Raw genomic sequence first — 19,830 nt, forward strand, 5'->3', positions numbered from 1 at the left:
GACAGCGAGCCAGACCATGACACCTCCATATGCGTCGCTTCGGCAGAGCGCGCCTAACACCTGAGTTAAGCCGCGCCACGAAGTGGCGTCGGCTTGGACGAATTGTTAGAGCCCACGCGCCGGGATGCTGACCCGCTGCTCCACGTGGCCGGATTCTGGCACGAAGTGCGAGACCGGCGAGATAGACGGAGCGGGGCGCCGCAGGCGTGCCGAACGGCGAGGACGGTGACGACGCGGGAATGGATGTGGCCGGCAAGTTGGCGCCGCCATTCGAGCAACGTCCGAGGCTTGGAAAATGCGAGCGGCGCGAGCTTGCAGCCGTGAACCCGCAAGCCGATGTGGCCGTGAGCTAAGGAGTTCGAGGAGCGATTAGCCCGACAACCGCATTGCATCCCGGCGTGGGCGCTAACACCGACTAGCTTTCTCTAATGGGACGGTAACACGGTCGTCTGCAGGTGCTGAACAGGTGAGCGCGGAAAATTTCACGTGTTCTCCGTAACTTCGCCGTCGGCCGCGCTCTCACAACATTAGCTGCCAGGAAGGGGCGGGTTCGCATTGCGCGCGCCTCGGTAACGAGTTGGCGCCGCGCCGCTGGCGCTGTAAGGCGAGCCCTTCAAGTTCGGAAAGTTCCGACAGCCCGCATTTCCTAAGTCCTAGTTACCGAGGAAGCCTGAGCTGCCATCGTTGGCACATCACTACTGCGGTGTTGGGGCGGATGGACGGCATGGATGCCATGAATATGATTTACCGGTGCATTGGTTCGAAGCTCGGATTTCGGATCGGCGAGGAGCGGGACGATCGGTACGGGCGCCGCACGAAGGCCGCCGGGGCCGGCGGAGGACCGAGGGGCTCCACGCGCGGGCAGTCCGGCGCGAGCGTCTGCATGCCGGACCCGACCTCCGCCAAGATCCGGGCGGTGAACGGAGTCGGTTCGCATCCGAAAGGCAACGAAGGGGACGACAACGTCCAGTGGTTCGGGGACTCGTGGCGCGGCGACGTACCGCCTCCGGCGCGTACGCCGGGTCAGCGGGCTCGACTGCTCGATCAGGTTCGGGAACGGGTACGTCTGCGCCACTACAGCATCCGCACGGAGCGCGCGTATGTGAGCTGGGTGCGGCGCTTCATTCTCGCGAACGACCGCAAGCATCCGTACGAGTTGGGAGGGCGCGAGGTGGAACGGTTCCTGACGGACCTCGCGGCCCGCGACGACGTCGCCTCCGGCACGCAGAACCAGGCGCTCGCCGCACTTCTGTTCCTGTATCGCGAGGTGCTCGGCCTGAAGCTGCCGTGGATGCAGGACGTGGTGCGTGCAAAACGCCCGCGTCGCCTGCCGGTGGTGCTGTCGCGCTCGGAGGTCGATCGGCTGCTCGCGGCCATGGACGGGCCGACGCGGTTGATGGCGTCGCTGCTCTACGGCACGGGCATGCGGCTGATGGAATGCACGCGGTTGCGGATCAAGGACGTGGACTTCGAGCGCGGGGAGATCCTCGTCCGGGAAGGCAAGGGCGACAAGGATCGCCGGGTGCCGCTGCCGCGCACGCTGCGCGAGGACCTTCGGCGCGCGATCGAACGTGCATCGATGCTGCACCGGCACGATCTCGCGGACGGCTTCGGCGAGGCGCGGCTTCCGCATGCACTCGCGAAGAAGTACACGTCGGCGGCGCGAGAGACCGGCTGGCAATTCGTGTTTCCCTCCGCGCAACGGTCGGTCGATCCCCGCACGGGACGCACGCACCGCCACCATCTCGACGACAGCGCACTGCAACGTGCGGTCAAGCGCGCACGCATGCTCGCCGGCATCGCGAAGCCGGCGACCTGCCACACGCTGCGCCACTCGTTCGCGACGCACCTGCTGGAGGCGGGGCAGGACATCCGGACGGTGCAGGAGCTGCTGGGCCACAAGGACCTCGGCACGACGCAGATCTACACGCATGTCCTGGGGCGGGGTGCAGGGGCGGTACTGAGCCCGCTGGATCGGGACTTCTAGCGAGAGGTCGAACGTGCCGCCGTGGCGGGTGCCTCCCGCTCCGCTTCACGACGGCCATATCTCGTCGCGTTCTGGCTCGCAGGGCCCCGTAGTCGCCGTGCTCCTCGGCGCGGCGGGTCAACCGTTTGCAGACGGGTACCTCGGGTGCCGTTGTCGCGCCCGACCATTGGACGCGAACAGCGCCCGGATCGCGTCGCTGCACGGTTTCTCCCGGACCGGTCCGATTCAGTTGCGACGACCAGCAACGGAAGCGTGCGCATCACGCGCGTCTGCGGTACGAGGCTCCGAGGGCAACCGAGCTCGACTGGGCATCAACAGGCGCACATCCAATGCGGTGACCGCCCGAAGACCGGACGAGCGCAATCGTGATCGAGGCAAACCGCAGCAGCTGCCGTCAATCGCTGTCGCGCTCGATCCCGTACTTGCGCAGCTTCTCGACGAGCGTGGTGCGGCGCAGCCCGAGCAGCGGGGCCGCATGGGCGACGACGCCGTTGGCCTGTTGCAGCGCGGCCTGAATGAGTTCGAGCTCGAGCTCGGCCATGTGGCTCTTGAGGTCGAGGCCTTCGGGTGGAAGCGTCGCACGGGGCGAGAGGTTCGACGGGTCGACGAGAGGCGCGGCCGCCGCGACGGGCATCGGCTTCGCGACGGGCGGAGTCGCCGCGACCGTCGCGGGCGCTTCTTCGGGAAGGTCCCCGACACCCGCGCGATAGCGCGCAGGCAGGTCGGCCGCGCGCACCTGGGCGTTCGGATGCAGTACCGCGAGGCGCTCGAGCAGGTTGTGCAGCTCGCGCACGTTGCCGGGCCAGTGGTAATGCTTGAGCACGTTCACCGCTTCGCCGGTCAGCGAGACGCGACCGCGGCCGCTGTCGGCGAGCTGGCGGGTGATGGCGGCGATGAGGTCGGGCAGGTCTTCGGTGCGCTCGCGCAGCGCGGGCATCTCGATCGGGAAGACGTTGAGGCGGTAGTACAGATCCTCGCGGAAGCCGCCCTTGGCGATCTGCTCCTCGAGGTTGCGATGCGTCGCGGCGACCACGCGCACGTTGCAGTGGTACAGCTGGGTGCCGCCGACGCGCTCGAACGTGCGCTCCTGCAGCACGCGGAGCAGTTTCACCTGCATCGCCATCGGCATGTCGCCGATCTCGTCGAGCAGCAGCGTGCCGCCCTCGGCCATCTCGAAGCGGCCCTTGCGCTGGGTCAGCGCACCGGTGAACGCGCCTTTCTCGTGGCCGAAGAGCTCGCTCTCCAGCAGGTCGGGCGGGATCGCGCCGCAGTTGATCGCGACGAAGGGCTTGTCGGCGCGCTTGCTGCGTTCGTGGATGGTGCGGGCGACGACTTCCTTGCCCGTGCCGGATTCGCCGAGGATCAGAACGGTGGTGTCGAAGCCGGCCACCTGGTCGATCATGCGATTGAGGCGCGTCACCGCCTCGGAGCTGCCGGTCGGGCCGACGCTCTGCGAGTCCGCGCGCTCCTCGTCGTCGATGCGCTTGAGGCTCGCCCGGCGCAGGGCTTCCTGCAGCTGCGGGCGGCGGATCGGATAGTCGAGCGGCCAGACCGAATCGGGATGCACGAGCGCACGCCAGGCGGCGCGCTCCTCGTGCCCGGGCAGGAGCATCAGCGGGGGATGCAGCGGCTGGCGCGAGAGCCAGTCGCAGAACTTCAGCCAGGCATCGGCATTGCCGACCTCGCCGACCACGATCGCCACCCAGTCGCTCGCCTTGGCGCGCGCGGGATCGAGGTCCGCGGCGTCGGCCACGAGACGCGGGGTGAAGTCCATGAATTCCAGCAGGGTGGCGACGCGCTCGGCACGCGCCATGTCGCCCTCCAGCACCAGAATGCGGGACTCGCTCATCCGGCCGCTCCGGCCTCCGCGCCCGTGCTGCGGCCGGCGAGCTTCTCCAGCAGTGGCATGACGTCGTGAATGTAGGAGAGCTTGCTGACGAAGGCGTCGGCACCGGCGCGCAGGGCGTGCTCGCGATGCTCGGCGTCGTCGAAATGGCTGGCGATGACGACGTAGGGCGGGGCGTCCTGGGCCTTGATCAGCCGCGTGGCCTGCAGGCCGCCCATCTCGGGCATCGCGAGGTCCATCAGCACGACGTCGGGACGCAGCGCCTCGCACTGGGCGATCGCCTCGATCCCGTTGCCCGCCGAGCCCACGATCTCGATCCAGTCGAGCCGTCGCAGGTGGCGCACGGCCGCGTTGATGAAACCTTCGTGGTCGTCGACCAGCAGGACGCTCAGCATTCCGTTCTCCTCGAATCCTTACCGGGCCGCAACGGCGGCGACGGGGCGCTGGCGCGCCCGCGCGGGGGCGATGTCCAGCTGGTCCCGGTACTTTGCCACCGTCCGGCGCGCAATGCGTACGCCCTGGCGGGCCAGCAGGCCGGCGATCGTCTCGTCGGCGAGCGGGGCGTGGGCGGGCTCGGCGTCGATGAGGCGCTTGACCATCGCCTTGACCGCCGCGCCGGAGACCTCGGCGCCTTCGAGCCGGACGGCGAAGAGGCGCTTGAGCTCGAACGTGCCGCGCGGGGTCTGGATGTACTTGCCCGTGGTGATGCGAGAGACGGTGGACTCGTGCATGCCGATGGCATCGGCGACCTCGCGCAGGGTGAGCGGCGCGATCGCCTCCTCGCCCTGCTCCAGGAAGGCGCGCTGGCGCTCGACCAGCACCTGGGTCGTGCGCAGCAGGGTGTCGTTGCGCATCGCGATGCCGCGCACCAGCCAGCGCGCCTCGTCGAGCAGGCCGCGCAGGGCGCTGACGTCGCCCGGCGCGCGCGACAGCCCTGCCTCGCAATGCGGCGAGATGCGCACCTTCGGCAGCGTGCGGCCGTTGAGCAGCACGCGCCATTCGCCGCCGAGCTTGCGCACGACGACGTCGGGCACGATGTGGTCGTCGCCCTCGCGCGGCGCGTCGGGCACCGGACAGGCGTCGAGCGAGAGGATCAGTGCGACCGCGCGGTCCGCGGCTTCGACGGAGCAGCCCAGCGCCGCGGCGAGTGCGCGGCCGTCGTGGCGGGCGAGGGTGGCCAGATGCTCGCGCACGATGCGACGCGCGAGGTCGCGGTCGGCATCGGCCGGACGGCGTGCGAGCTGGGCATCGAGGCACTCGGCGGCATCGGCCGCGCAGAGGCCGGTCCAGTCTCCGTGCAGCAGGCGCTGGCGCACGATCTCCAGCGCCTTCGTCCCGACCCCGAGCTCCGCGGCGCCCTCGGACGCCAGTGCGTCCGGCTCCCCCTCGAGCAGGCCGGTGTCGGCGGTGCGATCGAGCCACCAGGCGGCGAGCGCGAGGTCCGCCGCCTTCCAGTCGAGCCGGAGCTCGTCGAGCAGGCGCAGGCGCCAGTCGCTCGACACGCCCGCCGCGATGCGGGCGGTGGCGTCGTCGTCCCCCACGGAGACGCCGCCACTCATGCCCGACAGGAAGGCCGGTTCGGGGAGCTCATCCCAGGCCGCCGCCTCGTATGCCGCCTCGTCCGCCGCCGACTCGTGACCATCGGCGTCGGTCTCCCCGACCTCGTCGCCTTCGTCCAGCTCCAGCATCGGATTGCGGTCCAGCGCCTGGCGCAGTTCCATCTCGAGCTGGGGCGCGGTGAGCTGCAACAGCCGGATCGACTGCAGCAGCTGCGGCGTCAGGTTGAGCGACTGCGACATCTGCGCACGCACCGACGCCTTCATTGAGCCTCTCCCCGGACGGTTGTTATGACGGCATGAATCCTGCACTGCATCGTGCAGGATGCGTGCCAGAGTCCGGATCGGGACGATCCCGACGTCGGCGGCCGGGGCGGCGTGGGGTCGGTAGGGGACGCCCCGACGACGGCGTCGACATTCCGGCGCGAACTGTGCCGGCGTCCGAAAAGCCGGGGCACGGGCGTTCGGCTACATGAACGCGCGACGACCGCTCAGGCCCCGTGCGGGCCGCCCGGCGGGACACGGTCGGACCACTGCACGGCCGCCCGCACCAGCTCGACCGCATTGCGGCAGCCAAGTGCTTCCATGAGCCGCGCCCGGTGGGTTTCGACGGTCTTGATTGAGATGCCGAGGTCGGCGGCGATCTGCTTGGTGGTGCGGCCGCTGCCGAGCGCGGCGAGGATTTCGCGCTGGCGGGGCGGCAGCGCGGCCGGGTCGCCCCGACGCGGGCGGGGCGCGGCAGCCCCGAGCACGGCCGCGGAAACCTGCGGGCTGAGGAACATCTGCCCGGATGCCGCGGCACGCAGCGCGATCTCCAGCTCGCCGGGCGCGGCTTCCTTGACGACGAAACCGCTCGCGCCACGCGCCAGCGCCTCGCGGACGTGCGTGGCGTCGTCATGCATCGACATGATCACGACGGCGCTGTCGGGCGCGATGCGCCGCAGCTCGTCGAGCGCCTCGAAGCCGTTCCGCCCGGGCATCGACAGATCCAGCAGCACGACGTCGGGCGTCAGCTCGCGCGTGCGGATCGCCACCTCGTCCGCGTTCGACGCCTCGCCGACGACCTCGATCCCGTCGAAGGATTCGACGAGCCGGCGCAGGCCGGCACGGATGAGGATGTGGTCGTCGCAGAGCAGGACGCGCACGTGGAGGTTCCGGGGAGAGTCGAACGCACCGTAGCCGAGCGCTGCGGAGGCGACAAGCCGGCGTCAGCGCTGGCGCCGACGCTCGGCCACCGCGCGGCGGTGCAGGCGGAACAGGTGGCGTTCGAGCAGCGTTTCGAGCGTCGCGGGCAGCGGCGCGAACCGCAGCCACAGCCGTGCGCCCCCAGCGTGCGGCTCCACGGCAAGGACGTGCGCCGGCAACAGCAGCGCCTCGGGCAGCGTGTCGGAGGGCTGCAGGCGCAGCACGACGGCCGTCCCCGGCGCCGGCGCTTCGCCTTCGGCCGCGTCGATCGCGGCGCCGCGCGCGGACCAGTGCAGCGGGCGCGGCAGGTCGGCGACCTGGTCGCGCGACATGAGCGCGCTCACCAGGCCGACGAGCAGGTCGACCTTCGCTTCGAGCCGGCGCACCGCGGGATCGCCGCCCGACTCGTCGGACTCGTCGGGGCGCGCCTCGTCGACCAGCGCGAGCGCGCGCATCAGTGCTTCGGCGCGCGACAGCGCCGCGCGCTGGGCGGCGTCGGGCAGCGGCGCCAGTACGGCGGCGGGGCGCAGGTCCTCGCTGGCGATGGACTCGCCGAAGATCGCGTCGCGCGCCGCGTCCGGTGTCATCCGGCGCCGTCGAGATAGGCGGCCATGCCGCGACGATCGCGGCCCATGCGCTCGAGCGCACGCGACGCTTCGTCGCGGGCACCGCGCAGTTCCTCGATCAGGCCACGCTGCGCGGCAAGGAGCTCGAGCCACGACTCACGACACGCCTTTTCCGCTTCGGAGCCGTGTTCGAAGACCTGGCGCAGCTGCGCCTCGTGCTCGACGAGCAGCGCCGTCGCGCCTTCGAAGTCGCCGGCCGCGATGCAGGCGCGGATGGCCTGCGACGGCAGCTGCACGGCGGTCATGCGCCGGCACCCGGTGCGATGGCGTCCCAGGCGGACTGGATGTCCGCCACCAGGCCATCGCATTCGCGCAACGCCGCGGTGTCGTTCTTCATGTTCGCTTCCAGCAGGCGGCGCTGGATGTAGTCGTAGAGTGCCGACAGGTTCTGCGCGATTTCGCCGCCGGCCTCGAGGTTCAGCGAGCCGTCGAGGTGGCCGACGATCGTCGACGCTTCGGTGATCGCCTTGCCCTTGCGCGCGACGTTGCCGGCGTCGATGCAGGCCGCGGCGAGCTGCAGGCGCTCGCGCAGGCCGGCGAACATCAGCGCGACCAGGCGATGCGGATCGGCGTCCAGCACCGCGCTGGAAACGGCGGTCTGGCGGTAGTGCTGGGCGTAGGCGTTGAGGCTCATGGCGGGACCGGATTCAGTTGCTGCTCGAGGCGAGCGCGGAAAGCTGCTGGGACAGGTAGTTGCTGGTGCTCTGCATCTTCGACATCAGTGCATCGAGTTGCGTGAACTGGCGGCGGTACGAGGCCTCGATGCCGGACATGCGCGTGTCCAGGCGCTCCTTGTCGCGGCCGATCGACTTGATGCGGTCGTTGAGCGAATTGCTGCGGCTCTCGACGATGCCCTTCGGGCCGACGAAACCGTCAAGCGACCCACGCAGGGCGACGCCGAGCGTCGCCTTGTCGCCGAGCAGGCGCGTCACCGCTTCGGGGTCGGCGGCGATCGCCTTGTCGAAGGTGGCGCCGTCCAGCGAGAGCGAACCGTCCACCGCGGTCTTCAGGCCCAGGGCCGAAAGGCTCGCGTAGCTGCCGGCCACGGTGCCGCGCAGCGACTGCATCATCGTGCGCGGCGCGGCGTCGCCGCTGAGTGCGCCAGGCGCCTTGCCTTCGCCGCCGGAGGCGCTCTGCGTGCGCATCTGCGTCATCGCGGTGTTGTAGGCGCTGACGAAGCCGAGCAGCGTCGCCTTCAACGGGCTGGCGTCGGACGCGATGTCCAGCGAGAACTTCTGGCCGGGCACGGCCTTGCTGAGGTTCAGCGTGATGCCGTCGATGACGCCGGCCAGCGTGTTGCCGCTGGCGGTGCGCGTGACACCATCGACGATGATCTGCGCATCGGTCGGCGGTGCGACGGTGGTGAGCGTTCCGCCGGACGTGGCGAGCACGCCGAGGCCGCCGTCGCCGCCCGACGCTGCGATCGAAATCGCGCCCGCGCTGCCGACGGTGGTGGACGAGAGCGACAGCACGTCGCCGGCATCGCCGCGGACGAGCGTGGCCGTCACGCCCTTGCCGCCCATCGCCTGGTTGATCGCGTCGCGGACGTCGGCGAGCGAGCCCTTGCCGTCGGCGATGTCGACCGCGACGGGCGTGCCGGCACCGACCGCGATCGACAGGCGGCCGTAGCCGAGTTGGGTATTGGTCGCCACCGGTGCGGACTGCAGGCGGTGGGCGGTGGCCAGGCGCTCGACGCTGACCTGGTAGCTGCCCATGCGGGCCTCGGTCGACGCGGTGGCGGTGAAGCCGGCATCGGCGCCGACGGTGACCTTGCGGCCGAGCGCCCCGCCGTCGCCATCGAAGCGCTTGAGGGCGCCCTGCAGGCCCGACAGTGCGCTGCGCAACGCGCCGAATGCGGAGATCTGCGCCTTCGTCGTGGTCTCGACGCGGGCGATGCGCTGGTCGGTCGGTGCGCGCTCGGCGGCCACCAGCTGGGTCACCAGCGTGTTGACGTCGATGCTGCTACCGGCTCCGATGCTGGACGTTGCCATCGCTCCTCCACGACATGGCGGGCCTGCCATGCAAGAGGGTTATCGGCGCCCGGGCCTCTGCCTTGAGCGGCCTCAGGCCTTGAGATCGAGCAGCGATCCGCTGCGTGCGAGATGTCGTGCGACCGCGAGCGCGGCCTCGTCGGGTACCTGCAGGACGACCTCGCCGTTGTGGTCGACCACCGCCACCACGATGCGACCGGACTGCCGGTCGACGCGGAAGCGCAGGGAGGTGTCGGCGTCGGCCAGCGCGTCGTCGAGCTGGCGCTGGAGCGCCTCGGGAGTGGGAGGCACGCGCGGCGGTGTCGCGGGCGGCGACGTAGCGGGCGCACGCGCCACGGGCCGGGCGGCCGGCGCGGCGGGAACAGCGGCAGGGGCGATCGACACGACGTCGGGCATGCGGCTCTCCTACGGAAAAACCCGGGAGCGCGTTCGCGCTCCCGGGGTGGGTCGGACTTGCGTACCGCGGAGCGCTTAGCGGAGCAGGCTGAGCACGCCCTGCGTCGCCTGGTTGGCCTGGGCGAGCATCGCGGTGCCGGCCTGCGCCAGGATCTGCGTGCGCGACAGCTCGGCGGTTTCCTTGGCGTAGTCGGTATCGCGGATTCGGCTGCGCGAGGCGGTCAGGTTCTCGGTCGAGGTGTTGAGGTTGTTGATGACCGAGGAGAACCGGTTCTGCACCGCACCGAGGTCGGCGCGGGAGCCGTTCACGGTGTCGAGCGCGGCATCGATCGACTTCATCGCGGCATTGGCACCGGCCACCGTCGAGATGTCGATGGCGCCGACCGCGACGCCCGTCGAGGCGATCGTCTGGTTGCTGAAGGCAGCGGTGAAGCCCGACGTGTAGGCGAACGAGCCAGTGGTGCCGGACGGGGCCTTGTAGGAGATGTCGAGCGTGCCACCCTTCGTGCCGGCCGCGGCCAGGCCGTAGTCACCGATCACCGAGTCGGCTGCACCGCCGGACGTGAAGCTGGTGGTGATGTTGCGGCCGTCGGCGGCGACGAGGTCGATCTTCGTGCCGTTCTGAACCGCGTTGACGCCGGTGACCGACGACTGCGCGTTGATCGCCGTGAGGGCGTTCGCCAGGCTCGAGGCCGCATCGGCGCCCTTGGTGACCGTGACGGCCTTGCCGTTGATCGTGATCTGGTCGGCGTTGCCGGCGGTACCGGTGTTCGAGGCGTTGGCACCACCGAACGTCGTCGTCGACGCGCTGGCCGTGAGGCCCGAGATGCCGGCGCCGTTGAGAGCGGAGGCGAGGGCCTTCGCATCGTCGGCCGCATTGAGGTTGTACGTGCTGCCACCGACGGTGATGACCTTGGCGCTCGCGGTGTCCGAGGCGGTCGCCGCCAGGCTCACCTGCTGCGAGAAGCCCTGGTAGCCGCCGAGCGTGCTGGTGCGCGCGCTGCCGATGCTGTCGACCGAGATCGTCTGGCCGGCATTCGCGCCGACCTGGAACGCCTGCGCGGTGAACGAGCCGTCGAGCAGCTTGCGGCCGTTGAACTCGGTCTGCGACGCGACGCGGTCGATTTCCGACTTCAGCTGGCCGACTTCCTTCTGCAGCGCGGCGCGGTCGGAGTCGGAGTTCGTGGCGTTGGCCGACTGCACGGCCAGCTCGCGGATACGCTGCAGGTTGTTGCCGATCTCGCCCAGGGCGCCTTCGGCGGTCTGCGCGAGCGAGATGCCGTCGTTCGCGTTGCGGGCGGCCTGGTTCTGGCCACGGATCTGCGTGCTGAAGCGCTCGGAAATCGCGAGGCCGGCGGCGTCGTCCTTGGCGCTGTTGATGCGCAGGCCCGACGACAGGCGCTGGATGCTCGTGGCGAGGCTGGCGCTGTTGGTCGCCAGGTTGCGCTGCGAGTTGAGCGACATCACGTTGGTGTTGATAACGGACATTTGCTTGTCTCCTGGTAGAGGATCCGGCGGGGCGGCGAAAGCCTTTCGGGCCGGTTTCTGCAGGGTTCGGCGGAATTGCCTTCGCCGCTGCTGGGATGAGTAACGGCACTCCCGCGTGGCGCTTTAGGCCGCTTGCGCGCGTCAAGCATTTTTTTGCGGTGATGTGACGAGCATCTCGCCGGATGCGCCCGCGCGTTCGGCAGCGCATCGGAAACCTTGAGGATTTCTATCGATGCGCGATCCGCCGCGCAGGCCGCAGAGCCGCGCATCGGTATCGGCGAGCCAGGCCTACGTTTGAGCGTTCTGCGTGATGGCCGCTCGCGTCCGGTGCACAGAGGTTTCGTGCGGGGCGACGTCCATGCGTCACGCTGGTGAGCACCGGAATGGGTCGCTGCACCGCGCGAAAAAAGAAAAAGCCGGCACTGGGCCGGCTCTTTCAGCGATGCGGTGTTTCTCGCGTCAGGGTGACAGCGACGCGGTCTGCAGCAAGGGGCAGCTGGGCGCCGGCCCGTAAAGCGCGTTGTAGATCTTCACCATGCCGGCGCGCGCCGAGGTCGACAGGCTCGCGGTTTCGCAGACCTGGCGGCACATGGTGAGCTGCGTGCCAGTGAAGCCTTCTGCTGAGCACGTGGTGAAGAAACCCGAGAAGCGCACGGCGTTGTCGAGCACGATGTACCAGTCGTCGCCCTGCTGCTGGGTGCTCGAGCAGCAGTAGTCCCAGCCGAGCCAGGTCAGGCGCTTGGCGCCCGTGGACTGGGCGACCAGCGCGGTGCCGGCCGTGCCGTAGACCGTGCGCATGTCGACGGGGACGGACGCGAGGTTGAGCGCGCTCGTGCACGACTCGTTCGTCAGCGACGCCGGGCCGATGGCGAACGTACCCGTCGCCGCGGTGAGCTTCGTGCCACCGATCGAGCTGTCGGAAACGCAGCCGTAGGCGGCCGAGGTGGCGTAGCCCAGCACGGTGTTCATGAAGTACACCGAACCGAAGTGATCACCCACCACCAGCATGCGGCCGCCGTTGGCGACGTAGTTGCGGATCGCCGTGACCGTCGTCGGCTGCAGCGCGACGTTCCGGCTGGCCTCGCCGACGATGATCGCGTCGTAGCTCGTCGGCGCCGCAGCGAGCACGGCGGTCCAGTTGCCGTCGCTCGGACCGGCAACGGCGAGCGTATGGCCGAGCGCGGCCAGGCGCGCACCGTCGAGCGAGTGACCGCCCATGTACACCAGGCGCGCGGCGAACGCGCTGTTGGCCGCGAGCATGAGCGCAAGCAGGACCAGACCGCGGCGCAGGCCGCGGATAAAAGTCGAAATCATTGGAGCCCCCTGTAGTGCGCCGCGGCATGCGGCGCGAGCGGAGCATACACGATCAAAACGTGACAGCTGGCACGGCTTGCGCGTGAGGACGGTCGCACCGCCGCGGGTGGTCGCCAAGCGACGCGGGCGGGCAGATGGAGGCCCCGCCGGGTCCGTAACCGGGCCTGCGCGGGCGGTCAGTCGGCCCGCGACTTCGCCATCAGCAGGCGATCGAGCTGCATCACGTAGCGCAGCAGGCGGGCCTGCTCCTGCACGGTGAGGTCGACGAAGCTGCAGCCGGCGCGCCAGACGCGGCGGCCGTTCTGCTCGATGCGCTGCGCATGCTGCACGCGCAGGGTCACCGACATCGGCTCCTGCTCGGGCAACTCCAGAACGACGTCAGGGAAGAGGTCGCCGGTGTTGAGGTCGAGCGAGGCATCGTCGCTCGTCAACACGGCCAGGCCGCCACCGCCGATGTCGGCGATGCTCGCGCGCACGGTGCGGCGCTGCCCGTTGGCGTCCACCGGCAGCAGGCAGGACAGCGTGCCCGGCGGCTCGCGCCGCACGTATTCGCGACGCTGCAGGTGCATGACCTTGACCGGCACCGGGACTTCAAGGGCGGGCAGGCCTTCGAAGACGCCGCGGCGCGCGGCGCCCGTGGCGAAGCGAACGGTGATGCGGTCGAGTGAACTTTCGAAGCGCAGGCGGTCGGCGGCGAGCAGCTGTTCGGTCAGCGCGGGGTCGCGCGGCACGTCGACCCAGAGCGTGCCGCCGTCGACGGACAGCGCGGCGCTGACGGCGTTCTCGGTGCCCGCCGCGTGCACGAGCAGCACGCAGCGCTTGTCCACCAGCTGCCGCAGGCAACCGCGGATGTCGGCCGGGTGGTGGAGCATGTACTTCTCGTACAGGCCCTCGCCGTCGGCGGCGGTCCGCGCGTCGCTCATGCGAGTCCGTCCTGGAGAGCGCCGGGGCGCGGAGTCGGGGTGGGCATGCGGCCGGACTCTAGATCTTGTCGAACAGGGACAGTGACTGTACCCGCACCATCGCCTTCTGGGCAGCCTCGATGGCCGTCATCTGCAGGCCCAGGCGGCTGACCGCCTCGGCCACGTCCACGTCGCGCAGCCCGGAGAGGGTGGAGCGCAGCGAGACGTTCGACTCGGCGCGGTCGTCCGCGGAGCGGTCGATCGAGGCCAGGCGCGAGCCGGTCGACGCGCGGACCGCGAGGAAATGATCCTGCGCGGTCGCGACGTCGGACAGCGCCGTGCGCAGCGCATTGCCGAGCTGCGTCTTCTGCATCGGCGTCGTCGCCGTGCCGTCGAGCGCGTCGGCAAGGTTCTCGAGCGTGGTGAAGACGTCCTGTCGCGGCGCGGCCTGCAGGGTGAAGGTGTCGCCGGTGGCCGGCACGCCGGTCAGCCGCGCCTGCAGGCCGGCAGCCTGAAGCGTGTCGCCGTCGGCGTAGGTGCCGCCGCCGACGACGGTGGCGCCGTCGAGCACGCGCCAGTCGGTGGGCGAGGTGAATTCGAGCGTGAGCGTGCGACCGGCCCAGACGCCCGGATCGGTGACGCCCGCCGACTGCAGCACGCCGCCGCCTGCATTGGTGGGCGCGGCGCTGGCGGCGAGCGTGCCGTCGCCGGTGCGCACGCGCATGAACACCGCGCTGCCGGGATCGGCATCGGCGAGCGCCATGTCCGGTGCGACGTCGACGATGTTCTGGCCGTCGTCGCCGTTGTAGGTGACGCTGCCGGCGCGGTCGGCGAACGGGGTGACGCCGTCGCGCTGGCCGGCGAACAGGGCGCGGCCGTTGCCGTCGTCGCGATTGGCGATCGCGAGCAGGCTGGAGCGCAGGTGCCGCACCTCGCCCGCGATGACCTTGCGGTTCTCGGCGGAGATCGTGGGCGTGTTGGCCTGCACGGTGAGTTCGCGTACGCGGGCCAGCACGTCGGAGGCGTCCGACAGCGCGCCTTCCTGCGCTTCGAGCCGGTTCTGCAGCAGGCCCGCACCCTTGCCGTACTGCTCGAGCTGGCCGAGCACATGGTCGAGGCGCTGCGCCTGCGCGGCGCCGGCGGGATCGTCGGCGGCGCGCGTGAGCTTGTTGCCGGTGGTGAGCTGCTGCTGCGTCTTGGCGACGTCGACCTGGCGCCGCATCAGCGCGGCGAGGCCCTGCTGGTGGAGACCGGCGGTGGAGATGCGCATGCGGTGTCTCCGGCTTAGCGGCGCACCGCGCCGAGCAGTGTCTGGAACATGGAGTCGGCGGTGGCGATGACCTGCGCCGCCGCCTGGTAGGCCTGCTGGTAGCGCAGCATGTCGGCCGCTTCCTCGTCGAGGTTCACCCCGGAGACCGCATCGCGCTCGGCGACGACCTGGTCGTGCAGCACCTGCTGCGCATCGAGGTTCATCTGCGCGCCCTGCGCGTCGGTACCGACCTTGCCGGTGATGCGGGCGAGGCCGCTGGTGATGCTGGCGCTGCCGCCGTCGAGCACGGTGCGCTGGTCGATGCCCGCCAGCAGGCGTGCATTGCCGTTGTCGGTGGAGCGGGCCGGCGTGCGCGACAGGTTGAAGGTGTCGCCGGCCACCGGCGTGCCATCGAGCGTCACCGACCAGCCGCTGCCCGCGATCGGCGTGCCCGGCGTGTAGGCGAAGGGGCCGGCGCCGTCGATCGTGTAGTTGTTGGCGTCGATGAAGTCGACCTGCGCGGTCGTGAACGAGGCGAAGGCGGTGGCGTTGGTCACCTGCATCGCGCCCGGCTTCGCATCGCCGAGATTGGTCGGGTCGATCTGCGTGCGCAGCGGCAGCGCGGCGGCGACGGCGTTCGGATCGCGCTGGATCAGCGTGAGCCCGCCCGCCGCTTCGTAGGTGGGGCGCAGCGTGTAGCGGTCGCCGTTGGCCGGTGCACCGGACACGACGAGCGCGACGCCTTCGACCACGAACGGGCTGGCCGCCGTGCCGGCGCCCGTCATGGTCACCGGCTCGCCGGTGCCCGAGCGCAGCGCGCTCCAGCTGCCTGCGGAATAGCGGAGCTCGACGTCCGGCCCCTTGAGCGCGCCCACGTCCGCGATCGACGTCGCGAACGTCGCGGTGCCGGTGTTCGCATCGTGCGCGTCGACGGGCGGCGCCGGAATGGAGAACAGGTCCTGGCCCGGGTTGCCGTTGTAGTCGACGCCCGCGCGCTGCTGCGCGTTGATCGTGACGGCGAAGGCGGTGGCCATGCGGCCGAGGTCGGCGCGCGCGGGATCGAGCACGCGCTCGCGGAATTCGATGAGTCCGCCGATCTCGCCGGACAGTGCGCCCGAGGGCAGCTTCACCGCACCGCCCGGCGTGTCGAGCGACAGCAGCTTGCGGTCGGCGCGATACGGATCCTGCGCCAGCGTCAGTTTCCCGGCGCGCGCGCCGAGCACCAGCGCCTGGCCGCCACTGAACACGTTCAGCGAGCCATCGTCCTGCGGCACCACCTCGGCGCCGGTGAGCGCGGCGAGCTTGTCGATGCGCAGGTCGCGCTGGTCGATGAGGTCGGGGCTCGCGTTCGTGCCGGACGTGGTGATCTGCTGGTTGAGCTTCGCGATCTCGCCCGCGAGCTGGTTGGCCACGTCGACCTGCGCGGCGAGGCGCTGGTCGGCATCGCGGCCCATCGACGTGAGCTGGCCGTCGATGGAACGGAATCGGTTGGCCAGCTGGTCGGCCGAGTTCAGCATCGCCTGCCGCGCGACGGTGGAGCCCGGTTCGGCGACCACGCCCTTCGCGGACGCATAGAAGTTCGACCAGGGCTGCGCGAGCCCGGTGGTGGAATTGCTCAGCAGGCCATCGAGGCGATCGGCGTACGCGCCGAGCTGGCGCAGGCGACCGAGTTCGCCGCTGCTGTCGACCTGGCGCGCGAAGTTGAGGCCGTCGGCGAGGCGCTGCAGTTTCTGGATCGAGACGCCCGCACCGACGTAGCCCGCACCCGTGTACTGGCCCGGGCGTGCCTCGAGGTCCACGCGCTGGCGCGAGTAGCCCTCGGTATTGACGTTGGCGACGTTGTGGCTGACGGTGCCGAGCGCGCGCTGGAAGGCGAGCAGGGCGCTGGTGCCGGTCGACATCACGCTCATGCTCAGGCGTCTCCCAACGCGGCGAGCGCGCGGCGCATGGTGGCGCCGTTCGCGATCGCGGTGATCTTGTTCGCATAGGACGGATCGGTCGCGTAGCCCGCGTGCTGCAGCGCGTTCGCGAAGCGATGCGTGTCGTCGCCGGTGCCGCGCGCGCCCGCGTAGCGGTTGCCGCTTAGCAGGCGCGCGTAGTCGGCGAAGCTGTCGGCCGGCGTGGTATAGGCGCGAAAGCTCGCGCGCTGGTTCTGGCGCACGCCGTCCACGTATTCGTGCGTGGCCGACGTCACCGCATTGCCGCGCCAGCCGCCGCTCGCCTTGATGCCGAACAGGTTGTGCGAGACCTGCCCGTTGCCGCCGACGAGGCGACGGCCCCAGCCGGTCTCCAGAGCGGCCTGCGCGATCAGGCCCTTGGCGGAGACGCCGAGTTCCTGCGCGACCTTCTTCGCATGCGGCCACAGCGACTTCACGAACGCCTCGGGGCTGCTGCAGTCCAGCGGCGTCAGCGGGCCGCAGGCGGTGTCGGTGGCCGTCGAGGCGACGCGCGGGGTCGACGCGGGCGCGACCGGTGCCGCCTCCATCGAGCGTCCGGCGCTCGACGGCGCGAGCGACAGCGCGGCGCCGAGGCTGAGGCCCGTGCCGGAGGCCGGCAGGGCCAGCGGGATCGAGCCGCCCGCGGGGCGCGCGAGCGGCAGGGGCGCCTGCGGGGCCACCGGTGCGGTCGTGGCACGGCCGGCGCCCTGTTCGAGCTGCCGCATGATCATCGGCGCGAGGCCGAGCCCACGACCCTTGGTGAGTTCCTTCGCGAGCTGGTTGTCGTACATCTCGCGGTACGTCGTGTCGCCGCCGGCGAGCGGATCGCCGCTGCTGGTCGCGCGCATCGACTTGATCAGCATGCTCGCGAACTGGGTCTCCAGCTCACGCGCCGCCTTCTCGATGGCCGGCCGCGACGTCGAGGACGTCTTGGCGTGATCCAGGGCGATGGCGGTCTGCAGGCGCATGTCGGGACCGATGCAAAGGGCGTGCCGGAGGGCGGCGCGGCGGACGGGGACTCGCGGTCGAAGGGGGTTGAACCGTTAACGACCCCCGCGGGGCCGCGCTTTAGATGACTTCGAGTTCCGCCTTGAGCGCGCCGGCGCGCTTGAGCGCTTCCAGGATCGCCACGATGTCGCCGGGTGCGGCGCCGACCGCGTTCACCGCGCGCACGATCGCGTCGAGCGACGTGCCGCCTTCGAACTTGAACATGCGGCCGCCGCTCTGCGTGGCCTGGATGGTGGTCTGCGGCACGACGACGGTGTCGCCGCCCGCGAAGGCATTGGGCTGGCTGACCTGCGCCGACTCGGTGATCGACACCGTGAGCGAGCCGTGCGACACCGCCGCAGGCAGCACGGTGACCATGCCCCCCATCACCACGGTGCCGGTGCGCGAGTTGACGATCACCTTCGCCGCCGATTCGCCGGGCGAGACGTCCAGCGTTTCGAGCTGCGCGAGGAAGGCGACGCGGTCCATCGCCGGCGGCGCGATCTCGATGGTGACGCCGTCGACCGCGCGTGCATGGCCCGGGCCGAAGGTGCCGTCGATCGCGGAGACGATGCGTGAGGCGGTGGTGAAGTCCGATTCGTTGAGGTTGAGCGTGACCGCGCCGCCCTGCGGATTGCCGGGCACCGCGCGCTCGACGATCGCGCCGCCGGGGATCGTGCCGGCGTTGGTGGCGTTGACCTGGATGCGCGAGCCGTCCTTTCCGCCGGCGCCGAAGCCGCTGATGATCAGCGAGCCCTGCGCCACCGCGTAGACCTGGCCGTCGGCGCCCTTGAGCGGCGCCATCAGCAGCGTGCCGCCGCGCAGCGAGCCGGCGTTGCCGATGGAGGAGACGGTGACGTCGATCGTCTGGCCCGGCTTCGCGTACGGCGGCAGCGAGGCGCTGATCGCGACCGCGGCGACGTTCTTGAGCTGCGGGTTCACGCCCGGCGGAATGGTGACGCCCAACTGGTCGAGCATCGACTTCAGCGACTGCACCGTGAACTGCGTCTGGCTGGTGCGGTCGCCCGAGCCGTCGAGGCCGACGACCAGGCCGTAGCCCACGAGGGGATTGCCGCGGACACCGGCGATGCGGGCAAGGTCCTTGATGCGCTCGGCATGCGCGGGTGCGCCGACGGCAAGCATCGCGATCACCGCGAGCAGGCCCTGCACGAAGGAGAGGCGGGCGGACGCGGCGTGGAGGCGGGAGCGGATCATCGCGATGTCCTCAGTACGGCATCAGCGCGGAATTGAAGAATCGACCGAGCCAGCCCATCGCATTGCTGCGGGCCAGGGTGCCGCGGCCGCCGTAGACGATCTTCGCGTCGGCGACGCGCTCGGAGCTGATGGTGTTGTCGGCGCTGATGTCCGAGGTGCGCACGATGCCCTGCACCTGCACCACTTCGTCGCCCTGGTTCAGGCGCAGCTTCTTCTCGCCGGAAACGAGCAGGTTGCCGTTGCCGAGGTCCTGCACGACGGTGACCGAGACGGTGCCGTCGAGCGAATTGCTCTGCTTGGTGTCGCCGCCGCCGGTGAAGCCGCGCTTGCCGTCGATGCCGACCTGCAGCAGGTTCTTGCCCTTGTAGGTGACCGACTGCCCGGCGATCGTCGGCGCGGAAAGATCGATGCTCGACGCCTTGTTGACCGCGGTCGACGACTTGGTCGAGGCGCTCGTCGTCTCGACGAGGATGATGGTGAGCAGGTCACCGACCTCGCGGGCCTTGTTGTCCTGGAACAGGCGCAGCGTCTTGGTGCCGCTGGCGGTGGCGCCGGCGTAGATCGAGCCGCCCCCGTCGCTGGCCGGCGCGGCCATGGTGACCGGCTGCATCACCGGCGCCTGCTGCGCCTGGGCGCGAAGGGCGGCCTGCGCGGCCATCTGCGCGTGCACCTGCTGCGGCGTCGGCACCGTGGGGTCGGCCTTGAAGGTGCGCACGTCGCCCATCGCGGTAGCGCAGCCGCTGGCGGAGGCGAGCACGACGAGGAGCGCGAGCATCTTCATGGCGATTCCGGTTACAGGTTCTGGTTGAGGAAGCCGAGCATGTTGTCCACGGTCGAGATCGCCTTCGCGTTGGTCTCGTACGCGCGCTGCGTCTCGATCATCGACACCAGCTCTTCGACGACGTTGACGTTCGAGCCTTCCACCGAGCCCTGGATCAGCGTGCCGAGGCCGGACGTGCCCGGCGAACCCTGCTGCGCGGGGCCGCTCGCGCCCGTTTCGGCGTAGAGGTTCTCGCCCTTGGCCTGCAGGCCGGCGGGATTGACGAAGTCGACCAGCGTGAGCGAGCCCACCTGCCTCCCCCGACCGGCGGGGTCACCGGTCCTGTCCCAGTATCGGGCGGTACCCGGTCGCGCTGAAGACGGCGGAGGCG

At 70.4% G+C, this 19,830-nt stretch carries 19 protein-coding genes; 1 reads left to right on the forward strand and 18 read right to left on the reverse strand.

Features of this window, described 5'->3' with window-relative positions:
- The first annotated feature begins 1,036 nt into the window (after positions 1-1,036).
- Positions 1,037-1,987, forward strand: a complete 951-nt coding sequence (locus tag ACY35P_RS11755) for an integron integrase (RefSeq protein ID WP_462116041.1) — start codon at positions 1,037-1,039, stop codon at positions 1,985-1,987.
- Positions 1,988-2,381: 394 nt separating this feature from the next.
- Here ACY35P_RS11755 and ACY35P_RS11760 read toward each other — a convergent pair whose 3' ends face one another.
- The 18 genes from ACY35P_RS11760 to ACY35P_RS11845 all read right to left on the reverse strand — a co-directional run.
- Positions 2,382-3,836 (reverse strand): sigma-54 dependent transcriptional regulator, encoded by a 1,455-nt coding sequence (locus tag ACY35P_RS11760; RefSeq protein ID WP_462116023.1) that lies wholly within the window; start codon positions 3,834-3,836, stop codon positions 2,382-2,384.
- Positions 3,833-4,228 carry a response regulator gene (locus ACY35P_RS11765; protein ID WP_462116024.1) on the reverse strand — a complete coding sequence of 132 codons (396 nt, stop codon included), beginning with the start codon at positions 4,226-4,228 and terminating at the stop codon, positions 3,833-3,835. The genes ACY35P_RS11760 and ACY35P_RS11765 overlap by 4 nt, the downstream gene beginning before the upstream one ends.
- 18 nt (positions 4,229-4,246) lie before the next feature.
- Positions 4,247-5,656: an RNA polymerase factor sigma-54 gene (rpoN, locus tag ACY35P_RS11770; RefSeq protein WP_462116025.1), complete on the reverse strand. Its 1,410-nt coding sequence runs from the start codon at positions 5,654-5,656 to the stop codon at positions 4,247-4,249.
- Positions 5,657-5,880: 224 nt separating this feature from the next.
- Entirely contained in the window at positions 5,881-6,534 is a 654-nt protein-coding gene (locus ACY35P_RS11775) for a response regulator (RefSeq protein WP_462116026.1), read from the reverse strand.
- A 63-nt stretch (positions 6,535-6,597) separates the two neighbouring features.
- Positions 6,598-7,161: a PilZ domain-containing protein gene (locus ACY35P_RS11780; RefSeq protein ID WP_462116027.1), complete on the reverse strand. Its 564-nt coding sequence runs from the start codon at positions 7,159-7,161 to the stop codon at positions 6,598-6,600.
- Positions 7,158-7,445, reverse strand: a complete 288-nt coding sequence (locus ACY35P_RS11785; protein ID WP_462116028.1) for a hypothetical protein — start codon at positions 7,443-7,445, stop codon at positions 7,158-7,160. The genes ACY35P_RS11780 and ACY35P_RS11785 overlap by 4 nt, the downstream gene beginning before the upstream one ends.
- Entirely contained in the window at positions 7,442-7,834 is a 393-nt protein-coding gene (fliS, locus tag ACY35P_RS11790) for a flagellar export chaperone FliS (protein ID WP_462116029.1), read from the reverse strand. Before fliS ends, ACY35P_RS11785 begins: the two co-directional genes overlap by 4 nt.
- Before the next feature lie 13 nt (positions 7,835-7,847).
- Positions 7,848-9,191: a flagellar filament capping protein FliD gene (gene fliD, locus ACY35P_RS11795; RefSeq protein ID WP_462116030.1), complete on the reverse strand. Its 1,344-nt coding sequence runs from the start codon at positions 9,189-9,191 to the stop codon at positions 7,848-7,850.
- 72 nt (positions 9,192-9,263) lie between these two features.
- Entirely contained in the window at positions 9,264-9,587 is a 324-nt protein-coding gene (locus tag ACY35P_RS11800) for a flagellar protein FlaG (protein WP_462116031.1), read from the reverse strand.
- Positions 9,588-9,662: 75 nt separating this feature from the next.
- Complete coding sequence (locus ACY35P_RS11805) at positions 9,663-11,075, reverse strand: flagellin (RefSeq protein ID WP_462116032.1); 1,413 nt, start codon at positions 11,073-11,075, stop codon at positions 9,663-9,665.
- A 459-nt stretch (positions 11,076-11,534) separates the two neighbouring features.
- On the reverse strand, positions 11,535-12,389 hold the full coding sequence (locus ACY35P_RS11810; protein ID WP_462116033.1) for a hypothetical protein: 855 nt from the start codon (positions 12,387-12,389) through the stop codon (positions 11,535-11,537).
- 176 nt (positions 12,390-12,565) lie between these two features.
- Entirely contained in the window at positions 12,566-13,312 is a 747-nt protein-coding gene (locus ACY35P_RS11815) for a flagellar brake protein (protein ID WP_462116034.1), read from the reverse strand.
- A 58-nt stretch (positions 13,313-13,370) separates the two neighbouring features.
- Positions 13,371-14,561 (reverse strand): flagellar hook-associated protein FlgL, encoded by a 1,191-nt coding sequence (gene flgL, locus ACY35P_RS11820; protein WP_462116035.1) that lies wholly within the window; start codon positions 14,559-14,561, stop codon positions 13,371-13,373.
- A 14-nt stretch (positions 14,562-14,575) separates the two neighbouring features.
- Positions 14,576-16,450, reverse strand: coding sequence for a flagellar hook-associated protein FlgK (flgK, locus tag ACY35P_RS11825; RefSeq protein WP_462116036.1), 1,875 nt, complete (start codon positions 16,448-16,450; stop codon positions 14,576-14,578).
- Between the two features lie 2 nt (positions 16,451-16,452).
- Complete coding sequence (gene flgJ / locus ACY35P_RS11830) at positions 16,453-17,445, reverse strand: flagellar assembly peptidoglycan hydrolase FlgJ (RefSeq protein ID WP_462116037.1); 993 nt, start codon at positions 17,443-17,445, stop codon at positions 16,453-16,455.
- A 100-nt stretch (positions 17,446-17,545) separates the two neighbouring features.
- Positions 17,546-18,679: a flagellar basal body P-ring protein FlgI gene (locus tag ACY35P_RS11835; protein WP_462116038.1), complete on the reverse strand. Its 1,134-nt coding sequence runs from the start codon at positions 18,677-18,679 to the stop codon at positions 17,546-17,548.
- 10 nt (positions 18,680-18,689) lie between these two features.
- On the reverse strand, positions 18,690-19,460 hold the full coding sequence (locus ACY35P_RS11840) for a flagellar basal body L-ring protein FlgH (protein WP_462116039.1): 771 nt from the start codon (positions 19,458-19,460) through the stop codon (positions 18,690-18,692).
- 11 nt (positions 19,461-19,471) lie between these two features.
- Positions 19,472-19,830 (reverse strand): flagellar hook-basal body complex protein (locus tag ACY35P_RS11845; protein WP_462116040.1); only part of this gene is annotated, 359 nt, incomplete at its 5' end.

The organism is Lysobacter xanthus (genome assembly GCF_047159895.1).